14 protein-coding genes and 1 pseudogene are annotated in these 17,046 nt (G+C 58.4%); 9 read left to right on the top strand and 6 right to left on the bottom strand.

Translation table 11 applies throughout. The features are described 5' to 3' along the window. Positions 1-239 precede the first annotated feature (239 nt). Both JFT87_RS21480 and JFT87_RS21475 read left to right on the top strand, forming a co-directional pair. The gene (locus JFT87_RS21480; RefSeq protein ID WP_201204389.1) at positions 240-1,520 is read left to right on the top strand and encodes an HAAAP family serine/threonine permease; all 1,281 of its coding nucleotides are present in this window, start codon (positions 240-242) and stop codon (positions 1,518-1,520) included. 194 nt (positions 1,521-1,714) lie between these two features. Further along, positions 1,715-3,373 (top strand): SulP family inorganic anion transporter, encoded by a 1,659-nt coding sequence (locus tag JFT87_RS21475; RefSeq protein ID WP_201204386.1) that lies wholly within the window; start codon positions 1,715-1,717, stop codon positions 3,371-3,373. On the opposite strand, the gene JFT87_RS21470 is transcribed toward JFT87_RS21475, so the two are convergent. Continuing rightward, on the bottom strand, positions 3,358-4,254 hold the full coding sequence (locus JFT87_RS21470; protein ID WP_201204384.1) for a bestrophin family protein: 897 nt from the start codon (positions 4,252-4,254) through the stop codon (positions 3,358-3,360). The genes JFT87_RS21475 and JFT87_RS21470 overlap by 16 nt on opposite strands. A 556-nt stretch (positions 4,255-4,810) precedes the next feature. Between JFT87_RS21470 and JFT87_RS21465 the strand changes: the two genes are divergently transcribed. The 3 genes from JFT87_RS21465 to JFT87_RS21460 are packed head-to-tail and all read left to right on the top strand — an operon-like array spanning position 4,811 to position 8,587. Then, positions 4,811-7,198, top strand: a complete 2,388-nt coding sequence (locus JFT87_RS21465; RefSeq protein WP_201204382.1) for a TonB-dependent receptor plug domain-containing protein — start codon at positions 4,811-4,813, stop codon at positions 7,196-7,198. Between the two features lie 55 nt (positions 7,199-7,253). After that, a complete protein-coding gene (locus tag JFT87_RS28620) occupies positions 7,254-7,754 on the top strand; it encodes an amino acid permease (RefSeq protein WP_274610087.1) in 501 nt (166 codons plus the stop codon). After that, positions 7,706-8,587 carry an APC family permease gene (locus tag JFT87_RS21460; protein WP_274610086.1) on the top strand — a complete coding sequence of 294 codons (882 nt, stop codon included), beginning with the start codon at positions 7,706-7,708 and terminating at the stop codon, positions 8,585-8,587. Before JFT87_RS28620 ends, JFT87_RS21460 begins: the two co-directional genes overlap by 49 nt. Before the next feature lie 1,049 nt (positions 8,588-9,636). Here the strand turns inward: JFT87_RS21460 and JFT87_RS21455 are convergent. Then, on the bottom strand, positions 9,637-10,098 hold the full coding sequence (locus tag JFT87_RS21455; RefSeq protein ID WP_201204380.1) for a DUF3574 domain-containing protein: 462 nt from the start codon (positions 10,096-10,098) through the stop codon (positions 9,637-9,639). Between the two features lie 28 nt (positions 10,099-10,126). Here JFT87_RS21455 and JFT87_RS21450 point away from each other — a divergent pair, with 28 nt between their 5' ends. Next, positions 10,127-10,291, top strand: a complete 165-nt coding sequence (locus JFT87_RS21450) for a hypothetical protein (protein WP_201204378.1) — start codon at positions 10,127-10,129, stop codon at positions 10,289-10,291. Between the two features lie 56 nt (positions 10,292-10,347). On the opposite strand, the gene JFT87_RS21445 is transcribed toward JFT87_RS21450, so the two are convergent. Further along, complete coding sequence (locus JFT87_RS21445; RefSeq protein ID WP_201204376.1) at positions 10,348-12,732, bottom strand: DUF3772 domain-containing protein; 2,385 nt, start codon at positions 12,730-12,732, stop codon at positions 10,348-10,350. A 240-nt stretch (positions 12,733-12,972) separates the two neighbouring features. On the opposite strand from JFT87_RS21445, the gene JFT87_RS21440 reads away from it, so the two are divergent. After that, positions 12,973-13,452, top strand: coding sequence for a GNAT family N-acetyltransferase (locus JFT87_RS21440; RefSeq protein ID WP_201204374.1), 480 nt, complete (start codon positions 12,973-12,975; stop codon positions 13,450-13,452). A 20-nt stretch (positions 13,453-13,472) separates the two neighbouring features. On the opposite strand, the gene JFT87_RS21435 is transcribed toward JFT87_RS21440, so the two are convergent. Continuing rightward, entirely contained in the window at positions 13,473-13,931 is a 459-nt protein-coding gene (locus JFT87_RS21435; protein ID WP_201204373.1) for a metallophosphoesterase family protein, read from the bottom strand. Between the two features lie 141 nt (positions 13,932-14,072). Between JFT87_RS21435 and JFT87_RS21430 the strand changes: the two genes are divergently transcribed. Continuing rightward, a complete protein-coding gene (locus JFT87_RS21430; RefSeq protein WP_201205308.1) occupies positions 14,073-14,420 on the top strand; it encodes a hypothetical protein in 348 nt (115 codons plus the stop codon). Positions 14,421-14,595: 175 nt separating this feature from the next. Then, positions 14,596-14,859 (top strand): hypothetical protein, encoded by a 264-nt coding sequence (locus JFT87_RS21425; protein WP_178117018.1) that lies wholly within the window; start codon positions 14,596-14,598, stop codon positions 14,857-14,859. Positions 14,860-15,006: 147 nt separating this feature from the next. Here JFT87_RS21425 and JFT87_RS28895 read toward each other — a convergent pair. Beyond that, positions 15,007-15,468, bottom strand: a pseudogene (locus tag JFT87_RS28895) (fasciclin domain-containing protein). Between the two features lie 392 nt (positions 15,469-15,860). Next, positions 15,861-16,877: a LecA/PA-IL family lectin gene (locus tag JFT87_RS21415; protein WP_201204371.1), complete on the bottom strand. Its 1,017-nt coding sequence runs from the start codon at positions 16,875-16,877 to the stop codon at positions 15,861-15,863. Positions 16,878-17,046: the final 169 nt, after the last annotated feature.

The raw sequence follows: 17,046 nt of genomic DNA, 5'->3' as shown, positions 1-17,046 counted from the left end.
TCATTCGGCATTGGCGCTTGCCAGAAAACGACACCACGCATACCTTGTGGCGACAGACATTTTCCCAAAAACGACATCCCGCTAATCTGATCCGCATAACCATTCCTCAGCTAAGTCTTTGCTTCTGCTCATTTATCCCGGAGAATCGCGCCCCTGTTTCGGCCAGGGCGCTGCCTGTCGGGTTTTTCCGACTCGTCCTGACCGGGTAGCAACTGACCGGAATGTGGAGATCCCACCGGATGAATGATCAGGCCAATAGCGTCGACGAACGCTATGTAGCGGCGGCACCAGCGACCCTTGAGAGCTGGAATCGCCATGACACCACCTGGATGCTGGGCCTGTTTGGCACGGCGATCGGGGCCGGTACGTTGTTTTTGCCGATCAACGCGGGCCTGGGCGGTTTCTGGCCGTTGATGGTCTTGGCGGTGCTGGCGTTCCCCATGACGTTTTACGCACACCGTGGCCTGACCCGCTTTGTGTTGTCCGGCCGCGAAGGCGCGGACATCACTGAAGTGGTGGAAGAACACTTCGGCATCAAGGCTGGTGCGCTGATCACTTTGCTGTACTTCTTCGCGATCTTCCCGATCCTGTTGATCTACAGTGTGGCGCTGACCAACACCGTGGGCAGCTTCCTCGAGCATCAACTGCACATCATGCCGCCGCCACGGGCGATTCTGTCGTTTGTGCTGATCCTCGGCCTGCTGGCGGTGGTGCGTTGTGGCGAGCAGGTGATCGTCAAGGCCATGAGCCTGATGGTGTATCCGTTTATCGTCGCGCTGCTGTTTTTGGCGGTGTTCCTGATTCCGCACTGGAACGGCGGCATCCTCAGCACCGCGTCCACGCTGCCTGCACCGTCTGCGCTGCTGCACACTTTGTGGCTGGCGATTCCGGTGATGGTGTTCTCGTTCAACCACTCGCCGATCATCTCGGCGTTCGCCGTGGACCAGAAGCGTCGTTACGGTGAACACGCAGAAGAGCGCAGCTCGCAGATCCTGTCCCGCGCCCACGCCTTGATGGTGGTGATGGTGCTGTTCTTCGTCTTCAGTTGCGTGCTGACCTTGTCCCCGGCGCAACTGGCCGAAGCCAAGGCGCAGAACCTGTCGATCCTGTCGTACCTGGCCAACCACTTCAGCAACCCGACCATCGCCTTCGCGGCGCCGTTGATTGCTTTCGTGGCGATTTCCAAGTCGTTCCTGGGGCACTACATCGGCGCCAGCGAAGGTCTTAAAGGCTTGATCGTCAAAAGCGGCAAGCGTCCTTCGCCTAAAGCCCTGGACCGCATGACCGCCGCGTTCATGCTGGTGGTGTGCTGGATCGTCGCGACCCTGAACCCAAGCATCCTCGGCATGATCGAAACACTCGGTGGCCCGATCATCGCGTCGATACTGTTCCTGATGCCGATGTATGCGATCCGCAAAGTGCCGGCGATGGCGCGTTATCGCGGTCAGGCGTCCAATGTCTTCGTGACGGCGGTGGGCCTGGTGGCGATTTCGGCGTTGATCTATTCGTTGACGGCTTAAGATCAAAAGATCGCAGGCTGCGATCTTTTGATTCTGAAGGCATAAAAAACGCCGCTCCTTGCAAAGGGAGCGGCGTTTTTTATGGCCTGCGCTCAGCACCTGACTCAGAGCACACATCCAACCGGATAAACGGCTACGCTAGAGCCTGAATTTACGCGTCGTAGAGCGTGTGGATCTTTCTCTGGAGACGCTGCATGGCTCGTGCTCAAGGCGCATCGGTGCAACCCCGTACCGACACCCCTAACCGTTGGCAGGATCTGTTGGCCGGGCTGTCGATTGCCGGTTTGCTGTTGCCGGAGGCGGTGGCCTATTCGAGCATCGCCGCCGTGCCGCCCCAAGCCGGGGTGATTGCGTTGTTTGCCGGTTTGCTGTGCTACGCGCTGCTGGGCACCAGCCGGTTTGCGATTGTCTCGGCGACCTCGTCTTCGGCGGCGGTACTGGCCGCCGCCACTGCGACCCTGGCCAGCGCTGATCCGGCCTTGCGCATGACCCTGGCGATCGGCCTGGTGCTGATAACGGGCGGGCTCTTCCTGCTGGCCGGGCTGCTGAAGCTGGGCAGCGTGACCTCGTTTATCGCCAAACCGGTGCTGCGCGGCTTTGCGTTTGGCCTGGCGGTGACCATCATCCTCAAGCAGGTCGCGAGCATCGTTGACGTGCACTTGAGCAACAGCAACTTGATCCGATTCGTCCCACAGCTGCTGGAACAGTGGCCGCAGTGGAATCGGGTCGGCTTATTGGTCGCAGCCGTGGCACTGCTGGTGTTGTGGGTGTGCGCGCGGTTCCGGCGAGTGCCGGGCGGTTTGCTGGTGGTGGCGCTGGGAATTGCGGCTAGCCAATGGCTGAACCTGCCGGCCTACGGGGTGAAGCTGATCGGCGTGATCGACCTGAGCCTGGAAGTGCCGCGTCTGCCGGTGTTGCCGTTTGCCGATTGGCTGCGCCTGGGGGAATTGGCGTTTGCGATGGTGATGATTCTGTACGCCGAATCCTATGGCTCGATCAGCTCGTTTGCGCTCAAGCATGGCGACCGGGTGTCGTCGAACCGCGACCTGCTGGCCCTCGGTGCGGCGAATCTGTTGTCCGGCCTGTTCCATGGCATGCCGGCGGGCGCTGGTTACTCGGCGACGTCGGCCAATGAGGCGGCAGGTGCCAGTTCACGTCTGTCCGGCGTGGTCGCAGCGGTGGTGGTGTTGCTGATCGTCTTGACGGTGCTGCCCTACATTGCCCTGACCCCCGAGCCGATTTTGGCTGCCATTGTCATTCATGCCTTGGCGCGCGGCTTGAGCCTGCAGCCATTGGGCCGCTATTTCATCTGGCGCCGCGATCGGGTGCTGGTGATCTGCGCGGTAGCGGCGGTGTTGGTGCTGGGCGTGCTGGACGGCTTGCTGGTGGCGGTGGCGATCAGTGTGGTGCTGATGCTCAAACAGATGTCGTCGGCGGATATTCAAGTGCTGGGGCAAATGGGCAGTGGTCACGATTACGTCGATGTGCAACGCCATCCTGACGCTCAGGAGATACCCGGCGTGCTGATCGTGCGGCCCAGCGAGGCACTGTTTTTCGCCAACGTGGAGCGTATTTTGGGCGGTGCGCTGCGGCTGGCGCGGCATGCGTCGCCGCCGGTGCATACGATTATTCTCAGTCTGGAAGAATCGCCGGACCTGGATGGCACCAGTATCGAAGTGCTGGAAGGGTTTTTCCTGCGGGTGCATCAGGAAGGCAAGCTGCTGATTCTGGCGCGACTCAAACATGAGGCGCTGAGCGCGTTGGCGGAACTGCCTGAAGTGCAGGCCAATGGTGTAATTCTCAGCGGGTTGAGCGTCGATGGCGCTGTGCAACGCGCTCAACTCAAGATGTAGTCGACCGGTTTCAACGCCGGCGGCAGCTCTTCACCGAGTTCCGCGAGAATATCGCGCTCGATGGTGCGTACCAGTGCATCGGTCGGCAAATCGTTTTCATCGCGGCCAAACGGATCTTCCAGCTCATCGGCAATCGCATCCAGGCCAAAAAATGTGTAGCTGACAATGGCGGTGAACAGCGGCGTCAACCAGCCCAGCGGCTCGGCCATGGCGAACGGCAGCAGGATGCAAAACAGATAAATCGTGCGGTGCAGCAACAGGGTGTAGGGGAAGGGCAGCGGCGTGGTCTTGATCCGCTCGCACACTGCTTGTGCCTGGGTGAGGCTGGTCAGGTGGTTGGCCAACAGCATGTAGCGCCATTCGCTCAGATCGCCGCGTTCATGCAAATCGGAACATTGCTGGCCAACCTGCTGCAGGATCCGTGCGCTGTAATCCGGTGTTTGCGCATCCGGTATCGGCATGACCCAGGCGCTGCTGGCCTCGGCTTCGCTTTCTCTGCGCAAGCGTGCGTTGAGCGCGTGGGCGAATCCACACAGGTTGAGCAATAACGGTTTGCGCTGAACGGACTCGCGAATGACGTGGGTTTCGCGAATCACCGAGCGAATGTGCACGATCACTTCGCCCCAGGCTTTGCGCGCTTCGTACCAACGGTCATAGCAGGCGTTGTTGCGAAAACTCATGAAGATCGACAGCGACAACCCCAGCAGCGTAAACGGCGTGGCGTTGACCTTGGTGAAATTGCTCGGGTGGAGGATTTCGATCAGCACGATGGCCGAAGCCAGCAGCGTGACCATCAGCGTGCGCAGGGCGATGCGTTTGGCAATCGAACCCTTGAGGGTGAAGAGAATGGCGAACTGATTGACCTTGGGTCTGACGATCATGCTGTGCGATCCCGGTTAAGCAGCGAAATGGCGGAAGTCGCAGCGGTCGGTCACCGACCTGTCCGGACAGTCGACGCTGCGGTCGTAACCATCGCTGATGACGCGCTTTGACATGACAGTCTCGACGCAGTGAAAGCTGCAATTAAAACGGCGGATCAGCGCAGGTTATAGGTAACTTTACAGGGCGTCCAATCACTGTTAGTGACCGGATGATTGATGCCGTTGATGATCAAATTGCTGGTTTTTGGAGTTTGCCGGTTAGTTGCTTTCAGTGTTTCTCCAGCAACACTTGTGTTGCTCTGTATACAGTCGATAAGGGCGATATAACCTAAGCGTTATTGGTTCTTTTGAGCGAACCCGCCGCTCCTCTAGCATGGGCTCATGGGGCGTTTATTGACTTTGGAGTTCATCCACTTGAGTGCTTGCCTGTCTGGCAACTAAGCACTTTTCTGCCTTCCGGATTATTAAAACTACAGCAGACATTGCCGTGCACTTGTTGCCGACTTTTTTATGGTCGGCAGGGCCGGGTATTAGCTGCGATAAAAGGAGCTGTTCCATGTATCACCGTTCTCGTTCATTACTCGCCGCTGCTGTAGTCACAGCAATCACACAACTTCCCGCGCAGGCCGAAGAAACTTCCGCCCGTGTCGACGACGACACACGGTTGGGTACCGTGCTGGTCACCGGCACCCGCGGAACTGCCCGCACGGTGCTGGATTCGCCGGTGCCGGTGGACGTGCTGACCGCCGAGGACCTCAAGTCGGCCGGTGCCAGCGGCGGCGAACTCGGTCAGGCGTTGCAGACGTTGCTGCCGTCATTCAGTTTTCCGCGTCAATCCAACTCCGGCGGCGCTGACCATGTGCGGGCGGCGCAGTTACGTGGCATGAGCCCCGATCAGGTGCTGGTGCTGGTCAACGGCAAGCGCCAGCACACCTCGGCGCTGGTCAATGACTCGTCGAAGATCGGCCGCGGCACGGCGCCGGTGGACTTCAACTCGATTCCCATCAGCGCGATCAAACGCATCGAGGTGCTGCGTGACGGTGCCGGTGCACAATACGGTTCCGATGCGATTGCCGGGGTGATCAATATCATTCTCGACGACGCCCCGGAGGGTGGCGAAATCTCCACCACTTACGGCGCCTACCACACCCATCAGGATGCCATCGGCAGGACCACCACCGACGGCCAGAACAGCATGACCACCGCCAAGGTCGGCACGCGCCTTGGCGAGGAGGGCGGGTTCATTCGCGGCGGCACTGAGTACAAGGATCGCGACCCGACCAACCGTGCCGGTTTCGATGGCTTCGCCGATACGCCGGGCCAGCGCAACTACGTCATGGGCGACGGCATCGCGCGGGACGTCAATGCCTGGTTCAACTCCGAATTGCCCCTGGCCGGTGGCAAGGCGTACTCGTTCGGCACCTACAACCAGCGCCACACCACCGGCGCCGAGTTCTACCGCTACCCATCCGAGCAGCCGCAGTTCTACCCCAACGGATTTCTGCCGCAGTCCCTCGGCGACAATCAGGACCTGTCCGCCACGGCCGGTTTCAAGGGCCTGATTGGCGATAACTGGGACTTCGACAGCAGCGTCACCCACGGCCGCAACCACTTTGATTCGGCCACTCGACGCACCCTCAACGTGAGCTTGGGCGCTGAGTCGCCAACGCGTTTTGACACGGGTGAATACGAACTGCGCCAGACCACCGCCAACCTCGATTTCACCCGCGAGCTGCGCCTGGCCGAGCGTTCGTTCGTGCTGGCCGTGGGCAGTGAATATCGCTACGAAAACTACCTGACCTACGCTGGCGACGAAGCCTCGTACATCGGCACCGGGGCCGACGGCGCCAACGGTTTGCGCCCGAGCGAAGAGGTGAATCTGGATCGCAATGTATTCGGCACGTATGCCGAGTTGTCCGGCGATCTGACTGACCGCTTTTTCGTCGACGCCGCCACGCGCTGGGAGCATTACGACGACGCCGGCAGCAAACTTACCGGCAAGCTCAGTGGCCGTTATCGCCTCACCGATCAATGGGCGCTGCGTGGTGCAGTCTCGAACAACTTCCGCGCGCCGTCCCTGGCACAGGTCGGCTTTCAGAGCACTACCAGTAACTTCGGAACGGGCGGCACACTCACGGACATTCGCGTGCTTTCCGTCAACGACCCGATTGCCCGCGCCCTCGGAGCCCAGAAGCTCGACCCGGAAACCTCGAAGAACTTCAGCCTCGGCCTGACTGCGCAACTGAGTGAACGCTTTGATGCGTCCCTCGACGTATTCCGCATCGACGTCAAGGATCGGGTGACCCTGTCCCAGCGCATCGGCAGTGATGCCCTGGAGCAGTACATCAACGACAACTTTGGTGTGGCCGGTGTGCACGACGTGAACTTCTTCACCAACGCCGCCGACACCCGCACCGACGGCGCCGAACTGGTGCTCAACTACCATCAGCCGTTGTACGAAGGGCTGCTGGGGTTGACCACGGCCTACACCTACAACCACACCAAAGTCACTAACACCAAGGGCACACCTTCGCAGCTCACCGCGCTGGGCATTGGCAGCGACGCGCTGGTGGGGGTGGAGGAGCGCAACACCCTGACCGACGCAGCACCCAAGGATCGCTTCATGATTTCCGCGAATTGGGCCAGTCAGCATTGGGGCCTGCTCGGGCGTCTGACGCGGCAGGGCGAGACCACGCGGGTCTTTGATTTCGGCGACTCCCAGCCGGAGCAAACCTATGGCGCGGTCTGGCAGCTGGATGCCGAGGTGCAATACAAATTCACGCCAAAATTCGACATTGCCGTGGGCGGCAACAACCTGACCGACAACTACCCGGAGCGCTCCAAGTCGGAAATCAACTACGGCGGCAACCTGCCGTATGACGTGCTGTCGCCGATCGGTACCAACGGCGCCTACTACTACGCTCGCGCCACCTACGGCTTCTAGCGCGGGGCCGGGGCGGCATCTGGCGGTTTTTCAGGCGCTGCTGATCACGCTTGGCATGGTGATCACCACCGACATCCTGAAAACCGCGCCGACCGTGGCGCTTAACGTCGGCCCCGAGCATTTCTACCTGGTGTGGGTGCTCGGTGGTGTGGCGTCGATGATCGGCGCGCTGTGTTTTGCCGAAATGGCCACGGCGTTTCCGCATCCTGGCGGCGACTATCACTTTCTGCGCACGGCGTATGGCGAGCGCATGGGGTTCCTGTTTGCCTGGTCGCGTTTTTCGGTGATGCACACGGGGTGGATTGCGTTGTCGGCGTTCATGTTTGCCGATTACTTCAATGCCGTGGTGCCATTGGGGCCGTACGGCTCGGGGCTGTTTGCCGGTGCGGTGATTGCGGCGCTGGTGCTGCTTAATCTCACCGGCAAACACATCGGCTTAATCACTCAGACGTTGCTGGTCGGGCTGCTCGCACTGGGCTTTTTGAGCATTGCCAGCGCCGGTGTTTTTTGGCGTGGCAAGGCATCGAGCCGCCCGCGCCGAGCAGCCCGGTTGTAGCAGAACACACCGGCATGGCCGGGTTCTCGGCGGCGATGATTTTCGTGTTTCTGGCGTTCGGCGGCTGGAGCGATGCCGCGACGTTATCGGCGGAAGTGCGCGACGGACGACGGGGCATTTTCATCGCCATGCTCGGTGCCCTGACCGTGTTGATGATCATCTACCTGGCGCTTAACTGGGCGTTCGTTCAAGGCCTGGGTTTTGCCGGGCTGGCAGCGAGCAACGCACCGGCGGTGGAGTTGTTGAACCGCGCATTCGGTGCTCCCGGCGTGGTACTGATTTTGCTGATGGTCGGCATTGCCGCCATCGCCACCATCAATTCGACGCTATTGGTCGGTGCCCGTACGACCTACGCCGCGGCCCGCGATGTGCCGCAATTGCGCAGCTTTGGTGATTGGGATGATCGTCACGGGGTGCCCCGCAAAGCATTGCTCGCCGAGGGCGCGGTGGCGTTACTGCTGGTGCTGTTCGGTAGCTTCACCCAAAGCGGCTTCAACACCATGGTCGAGTACCTGACCCCGGTGTATTGGCTGTTTCTGAGCCTGAGCAGCGTGGCATTGATCATCCTGCGCCGACGATTTCCCGACGTGCCGAGACCGGTCAAGGTGCCGTTGTATCCGCTGTTACCGTTGCTGTTTTTCGGGTTGTGCCTGTACATGCTGTATTCCAGCGTGACAGTGGTGGGCTATGGCGCGTTTTTGGGGATCGGGGTCTTGCTGGTTGGCGCTCTGGTCCTGGCTGGATTGAGTCGTTTAACGGCAAACCCTCACCCCAACCCTCTCCCAGGGGGAGAGGGGGCCGACCGAAGTGTGCTGCGTAGTCCATCGACCTGAACGAACGAGTCGATTATGGGCTCGGCAAAGCACGTTCAAGTCGGCGCAATTCCGCAATATTCCCCAATCAGTTATCTCACCCTCTCTGAGGGAGAGGGGGCTGACCGAAGTGTGCTGCGTAATCCATCGACCTGAACGAACGAGTCGATTATGGGCTCGGCAAAGCACGTTCAAATCGGCGTAACTCCGCAATAATCCCCAATCAGCCTCACTCTCACTGAGGGAGAGGGCGCCGACCGAAGTGTGCTGCGTAGTCCATCGACCTGAACGAACGAGTCGATTATGGATTCAGCAAAGCACGTTCAAGTCGGCGTAATTCCGCAATATTCCCCAATCAGTTACCTCACCCTCTTTGAGGGAGAAGGGGCTGACCGAAGTGTGCTGCGTAAAACATAGACCTGAACAAACGAGCCGATTATGGATTCGGCAAAGCACGTTCAAGTCGGCGTAACTCCGCAATAATCCCCAATCAGTTACCTCACCCTCTTTGAGGGAGAAGGGGCTCACCGAAGTGTGCAGCGTAAAACATAGACCTGAACGAACGAGCCGATTATGGATTCGGCAAAGCACGTTCTGTCGACGCTATTCCCCAATATCCCCCAATCAGTTATCTCACCCTCTCTGAGGGAGAGGGGGCTGACCGAAGTGTGCTGCGTAATCCATCGACCTGAACGAACGAGTCGATTATGGGCTCGGCAAAGCACGTTCAAATCGGCGTAACTCCGCAATAGTCCCCAATCAGTTACCTCACCCTATCTGAGGGAGAGGGGGCTGACCGAAGTGTGCTGCGTAATCCATCGACCTGAACGAACGAGCCGATTATGGATTCGGCAAAGCACGTTCTGTCGACGCTATTCCCCAATATCCCCCAATCAGTTATCTCACCCTCTCTGAGGGAGAGGGGGCTGACCGAAGTGTGCTGCGTAATCCATCGACCTGAGCGAACGAGCCGATTATGGATTCGGCAAAGCACGTTCAAGTCGGCGCAATTCCGCAATATCCCCCAATCAGTTCCTTCTCCCTCTGGGAGAGGGTTAGGGTGAGGGCTCTTAAAACGACACCTCCGCCGGTTGCGACAGACGCAGGACGGAGAGGTCGCCGGTAATACGTTTGTACGCGAGTCGAATCGCCTCGATGTTGCCCGCATTCTTGGGGCTGTTCTCATGCAGGATCACAATGACTTTGGTGCTCAAGCGCTCAGGCTCCTTCGCGCCATGATCGCTCCACTGCCCGTAAGCATCGAGCACCGTGAAACCATCGGGAAACCGCGACGTGACTTCCTTGTCGAGAAACTCGCGCCAGCGTGCCGGGCTGACCGCGCCTTCCTTGCCATCAATCGATCCCACCGAGAAGTACAGCTCGGTGCGCAGCCATTGCGCCTGCGCCGGGCGCGAGGCATCGCCTTGCAATGTTGAACTGACGGGATCATGAGTGTGAACGGACGCAGGAGGAGGGCTGGCACAACCGGCGAGGGCGAGGAACAGGGTTACCGTTAACAGACTTTTTTGCATGTAACGTCCTTATACAAAGTGATTGCAGATGCAGCCGATTGTAGAGGTAGAGGCTAATAGCAATAAAAGATTAAAAAATGGTGCATTAGTTGAATTATGGAATAAGAAACACATAAAAAATAAACAACCATTCACCGTAGGAGCAAGGCTTGCCCGCGAAGGCGTCAGTCCAGTCAAACACATGGTTGACTGAATCGGCGCCTTCGCGGGCAAGCCTTGCTCCTACGCTATTTGGCACTCGATGAGGGGCTAAGTTGTCGCCGTTGGATTGGCTAACGCAATCCCCGCCGCGCCCAGGCGTTTGAGGATCTCGAACAACAGATCACTTTTGGTCCCCCCGACAATCCGTGGGCTGCTAACGTAGCCCGTCACCGTCAAGGTAATCCCGTCCGGCGACAGCTTGCTGAAGCGCACAAACGGCGCCGGTTTGTCGAGGACGGTCTCGTTCTCGCGGTAGGTGCCCAGCAACAGTTCCTTGACCTCCTCAGGATCAATATCCAGCGGGAACATCAACTCGAGCGACGCCACCCCTTGAGCGCTGCCGCCGAGGGTGACGTTGCGCAGGTTCTGCGAGATCAGTTGCGAGTTCGGCACGATCACGATCGAGCGGTCGCTGAGCTGGATTTCCGTGGCGCGCACGTTGATCCGGCGGATGTCACCCTCGACGCCGCTGATGCTGATCAAGTCGCCGACCTTCACTGGTCGCTCAGTCAGCAGAATCAGGCCCGAGACGAAGTTCTTGACGATCTCCTGCAAACCAAAACCGATCCCCACCGACAGCGCACTGACGATCCACGCCAGGTTGGTCCACTGCACGCCCAGCGACGACAGCGTCAGCAGAATCACAACCGCGTAGCCGAGGTTGGAAAACAGCGTGCTCAGCGACGCGCACATGCCCGGGTCCATGTCGGTTTTCGGCAGGAACTCATTGTCGAGCCAGCGGCTCAGAGCGCGGATCAGCCAGATCCCGATCAACAGCGCCAGCACCGCGTTGAGCAAATGCGCCGGGACGATGTTGAATTTGCGCAACCCGGCACCACCGAGGATTGCCATGATGTTGGTCGCCAGTTGCCCGAGCGTGGTGCCGATGCCACCGACGAACAACGCGATCACCGCGAGCAACAACAGGGCGGCGCGACTGAAACCGGACAGCAGAATCGAGAACTGATCGAGCCGTCGATCTTCAACTCCCAACAACTGCTTGAGTGCTTTGCCGCTCGCATGTTTGGGCGAAAACGCATGCTCGCAGCCGTCCTTCACCACCTGGATCAGCAGATAGAATCCCGACAGCACGATGTACGCCCACACCATTTCATAGGTGATGAACCGCGCCAGCGACACGTAACCCGTGAGCAGTGCCAACGCCGCCACCAACATCGACAAACTGGCGACGGTGTAAACCACCCCGGCGAAGGTACTGCCCGCTGCCGCCGCGTCATTGGCGGCGATCATCGCCTTGCGCACCTTACCGACGCGCAACAGCATCGTCAGCACAATCGCCAGCACCACAATGGCAATGACGCCGCGTCCGGCCAGCACAATCTGACTGCTCATGCCCGTGGCATTGCTGACCTGTACCAGCGTCACCAACAACAGCAAGGTGCAGGACAGAATGCGTGGAAACGGCTTCAACGCTTGCGCCACCGGATCGGCAATGGCCGGCAACCGCCACGACGGATGTTGAGTCGACAGCAACGCACGACTCAGTCCGGTGATCAGCACGCACGCATAGACGACCTTCTCGAACTCCTCGGAAAACGTCGACAACACTGGCGTCAACGGCGCGTGACGGGTAAGGGCGTAGAACAGCACATGCAGGGCGAGGGCGGTGGTCGCGATTGTCGCCAGAGCCGAGGCAAACGCCAGCGCACTGCGGCGCAAACGGCCTTCAGGCATACGATGAATGCAAATCCACGTCAGCCCACGCTCGGCCAACCGCCGCCCGACCGTCCAGATAACCAGCGCCAGCAGCACCAGCACTACCGTGTAAAAATGCTGCCCCGGCGCCCACACCGTGGCCCAGGTTTCACCGATCTGCTCGATGAAAAACTGCAAGCGCTTGCGATCATCCGGCGAAGGGCTGACCAATGGCGACCAGAAGTCCGGGCTGAGCACACTGTCGGTGCCCAAGGTCAGTTCGCTCTCCAATAATGTGCGGCGAATACCGGCGATCTGCGTGATCAGATCCGCCGCGCTCTGCTTCAACGCCGCGAGACTCTTCAGTGTGCCATCGACCTTGTTTTTCTGCTCCGTCAGCGCCGCTCGCTGCGCGACGATATCCGCCTGCTCGGCCGCTATGTCCGTATCTGGCGCCGCGCCCAACACGCTCAATTGCACAGTCAATTGCGCCTGCTGCGGTAACAACGCTGCCGACAACTTATCGACGTCCAGAATAAATGCCTGCACCCGATCCTGCGGGCCTTCGAGCTGGTTGTAATTGTTCGCGGAGGAGATTTGCTGTTTGAGCCCGTCGAGGCGTTGTTGCAGGGCCTGCAAGTCACTTTGCGAGATCACCGGGAGCGGGGCGGCAGCGGTCGCGGCAGGCGCCGGCAGATCAGCGGCCCATAGCGATGGACTGCCGCTGGCGAGCAGCATGAATACGATAAGAAACAACGACTTCAAGGTGTTGCGCATGGGGCAGGCCGACTCTCGATTAACACACAATCTAAGAGGTTAGGTGATCAGGCCCGATGGGGCGGAAAAGTTTCACGGCAGGTACGGAATGAGCAATGGCGGCAAAAGCTGCCAAAGTGTTCTATATCAGCCAGAGCCTGGGCTCAACGGTGGTGTCGCGTTTGTAGACTAAACCGGCGTAATGGCTGTCGTTTGTCTGTGCGGCACTCGTCTGGCCAATGATTGGGAGGACCTATCAGCATGGATTACCTGATTCGCACCGCGACACCGGCAGATGCTTCGGCGATCAGCCGGACCATCATCCATACCCTTCGCGAGTCCAACGCGCTGGACTACTCATCCGACATCATTGATCAGGTGGAGCAAAGTTTCTCACCGCGAGCGGTTCTGGACTTGTTGGCCCGGCGTCAGGTCTTCGTGACTACGCTCGACGGTCATATCGTCGCAACAGCGAGCCTTGATCACGACGTTGTTCGCAGCGTGTTTGTCGATCCCCGTCATCAAGGGCTGGCTGTCGGCAGACATCTCATGGAGCAGCTTCAAACAGTCGCCCTGAGCGCAGGTATCGACCTGCTACGCGTGCCCTCGTCGATTACCGCCGAAGGCTTCTACGCAGCGCTGGGCTTCAAGAAAGTCCGGGATGAATACCATCAGGCGGAGCGCACGATCATCATGGCGAAGGCGCTGGGGCGAGAGCAGATCCATCCTGTGAGTTCGTGAAGTGATGGGGGCGGAAAGTTTCAGGGCAGAAGATGGATCAGTTGCGGTTGCAGAACATCAGCGCCCACGTCGAGCAAAGCGAGGGTGACCGGGAGTTTGAAACGACGGCGCCCAGCGCTGCCCGGGTTCAGGTAAAGCCGATCACCACGCCATTCGATCAAGGGCTTGTGGGAATGGCCGGTGATGATCAGTCGTGTGTGGCTGTCGAGGAGGGCGGGGACGTCTGCGATGTCGTGAATTAGAAGGGTTGGCCAGCCATTCAGGTTCAGAGTGAGGTGGTCGGGGATATCGGCGGCCCACGGCAGATCCAGGTCGTTATTGCCGCGAACGGCGTGGACCGGGGCGATTTGCGCCAATTGGCTGAGGATCTCGGGACTGCCGATGTCGCCGGCGTGGAGGATGAGCTCAACGCCCTGGATCGCGGTGAGCGCCTCGGGGCGGAGGAGTCCGTGGGTGTCGGAGATGATGGCGGTTTTCATCGGGGAGAGATTAGCAGGTTGGCCGGGAGGGCAGTGTTCAGCTCGCGGGCATCAACGTTGATGAGGGATATCGTCGGTATACTCCTCGATCAGAAAACCCGGGATGCCGCTTCCCTTGTTGATCTTTGGAAGGAACTTGCAATGCCTGCAGGCAAACGTGAACTGGCGCGGTTGGAGCGCCTGCTGATCACCACGCTGACCGAAGCGTGTGAAACAGCAAAAGGTGAAATCAAAGGCTTTACCTGGCTTACCCACATGGGTGACCTGAATGCAGTGGCTCAAACCCTGAAAGTAATCTGGGTGTTTGAAACGCTGGCCGACAGACAGCTCGCCCAAATTGAGGCGAAAGTGCGGATCTTTGAGCTGACGGCTATCGCGTTGAACGAGGCTGGTATCGAGTTGGAGCTTAACGATCGCAATGTCCGCTTCGACTCGGAGCAAGAGTGCCGGAGCAGCCATAGTGGCGATTGGCAGAAGCGGCTGGCGTAGGGCTAGGTGCTGGCATTCGGCGGCGAAAGCGTCGAAGTCAGTCATTCATCTCCGAACGACGCACTCACGTCAAAACGCAGCAAAAGAATTTGAACCGCTCCCGGGCACGCTCACCTAATGATTAGCCCATGGATAATTCCACAGGCGATCTGCCAATACCGGCATGCTCCGAGAGGTGGTCAACGTGGCTAAAGACGACAAGAAAAGCAAAGGTGAAGCTTCCAAAGCCAGTAAGGAACTGAAAGACAAGAAGTCATCACCGACGAAGAAGGCTGCGGCGGCTTCGGCTCTTTCGAAATCCTCCGACAAGGATAAGAAAGACAAGAAGAAAGACGCCGAACCGAAGAAGTCTGCTAAGAAAGCTGATAGCAAGCCCGAAAAGGCCAAGAAATCCGAGAAATCAGAGAAGGCCGAAAAGCCGGCGAAGAAGAAAAAGTAGTCTCTGCTGCCTGCCAGGGCTTTGCGCCCTGGCTACTTCAGGTTGTGGTTTGAGCGCGGATGTCATTCAAACGATATATCGCGTTTGCTGGGCCACTTCCAACCCATGGCGAGCGCTCTGAAGAGCGTCCGCCGAGGCCGTTAGAAGTCAATTCGGCATCAGCACCGTATCGATGACATGAATCACGCCGTTGGACTGCATGACGTCAGCGATAGTGATTGCAGCCTGCCTCCGTTGGCGTCCTCCAGCCACAACTTGGCATCGTGCAACATGACGGTCACCGATTCGCCCTGAACGGTTTTCAGCATCACTTCGCCGCTGTGCACTTTCGCGTCATCCATCAACTGCTTGGGCGGTGTGGGTGCCGGCGACAACGTGGTAGGTCAGGATCTTCGTCAGGTCTGCCTTGTGTTCCGGTTTTACCAGCGTATCGACAGTCCCGGCGGGCAGTTTGGCGAAGGCCTTATTGGTAGGGGCGAAGGGTAAATGGGCCTTTACTGTTGAGCATATCAACCAGTCCGGCAACCTTGATTGCGGCAACGAGCGTCTTGTGATCCTTAGAGTTGACGGCGTTTTCGACGATGGTTTACGTCGGATAGATGGCGGCACTACCGACCATCACTGTATCGGCGGCGAAACGAGTCCAGCGCCAAGGCTCGGCACTGTGAGGCAGGTAAGGGCAATGCGTTTGATGAACGTGTCTATGATGCACCTCCTGAACTCTTCGACCCTCGAGTGAGGGTGATGAATTTACGGAGCAGGTGCGGGGATGGATGCAGTGAAGCGGAAAAGTTTCTATAAGAGAGCTGTCTTGGAGGGGAAAAGGCGTTTGTGAATGGCCGCTATCGGCCAGAAGCGGGCGTGCGATACGCTCTATTTTTGATAGATTTGACCATAGGTAGCATCGCTAGGTGAGTTGACCCCTTGTAACCAAGGGGCCGTTTGAGTCAGCCCTTCTGACAGGGCGTTGCAATCCCGACTCTCGGAAACAAGAGCATTGTCTATCGAGCGTTGGGACCCGAGGTGATAGCCCTCAGGACTTTCCAGCTTCCGGTGCCGACACCGGCCCTGTTCGGCGAGCGGTTTGTGTAGACGTGATAACCAAGGGTCTTTCTTCCTGCGAAGTGATTACAGGTATCTAGGTATCCACCTTGAGAATTGTTGTATTCGTTCCGGAGGCTGACCGGGTCCCCGATATGGATCTGTGAGCCGACAGCACCGTATATGACGACCCAATCGAGAGTTTTTTGGCCGGTTTTTTCAACGCCGCGGTTCGCTTTTTCCGCAGTAGAGACATTGTAAAGCTCAGGTGCAGCGGCGTGATTGTTCGTGTCGAGGTAGCCGCCACCGTTTTTGTCGCTGTATCCCGGGCCGTCTCCGTACAGATTCAATAGCCTGATGGTATCCCCGGAGCGCACCCTGTCACCGTCTGGCTTACCCGTTGCGGATCCGATCAACCAGGTGTCGATGGGGCCTTCTTTTTCAGGTGATAGAACGGACACAACATTGTACTTGGCACCCACCTCTTTGGAACTGTCATACACAGAGAGATAGCCGCCGTTCCAATTGGCATAACCGTTGAGAAAGCGGACTTTGTCGCCATATTTGAGCACATCGGCTGTCGGCTCGGTGTTGATCGTTTTCTTCTCGACGCTGACGTTGAATGAGCCGCTGTTGTTCCCGTAATCGCCCGCCAGATCATTGATGAGAAAGGTGAGCTCTCCGTCGGTCGGTACTGTCCAGCGGAACACTCCGTTATTGATCGGGGTGAGATAGTCATCACCGATTTTCATCAGGAGCGCACCGACAAGTCCATCCGGATAGACCAACCCGGCAGGCTTGTACGAACCAACGAGACTCTCATCCCCTTGAGGACCGTAGGCCCTTCCTGAGCCACGTTCTACCCATCCCGAGCCGATAATCGTAATCACGTCTCCCTTCTTGACCTTGAAACCTGTCTTTGTGCCGCTCTCCAGCTTTGCATCGACTGTGCCGGACCAGATATCGGATTGAGACATTGTGAAGCTCCTTTTTCATAGTGATTTCCCTGGCGTTCGCCGGGAGAAAACAACGTTTCGCGTTGTGACCTGCGTACTCACTATAGAAAGCGGGGGAAGGCTTTCAAAAAATCAGGACGTATTTGTAATATTTAAAGTCCCTGAAAACTGGGGCGAAGCGAAGGAAATC

This window comes from Pseudomonas sp. TH15, assembly GCF_016651105.1.
Classification (GTDB): Bacteria; Pseudomonadota; Gammaproteobacteria; order Pseudomonadales; family Pseudomonadaceae; genus Aquipseudomonas.
Note: the sequence above shows the minus strand (reverse complement) of the source record. Positions and strands in the feature narration are given on the sequence as shown.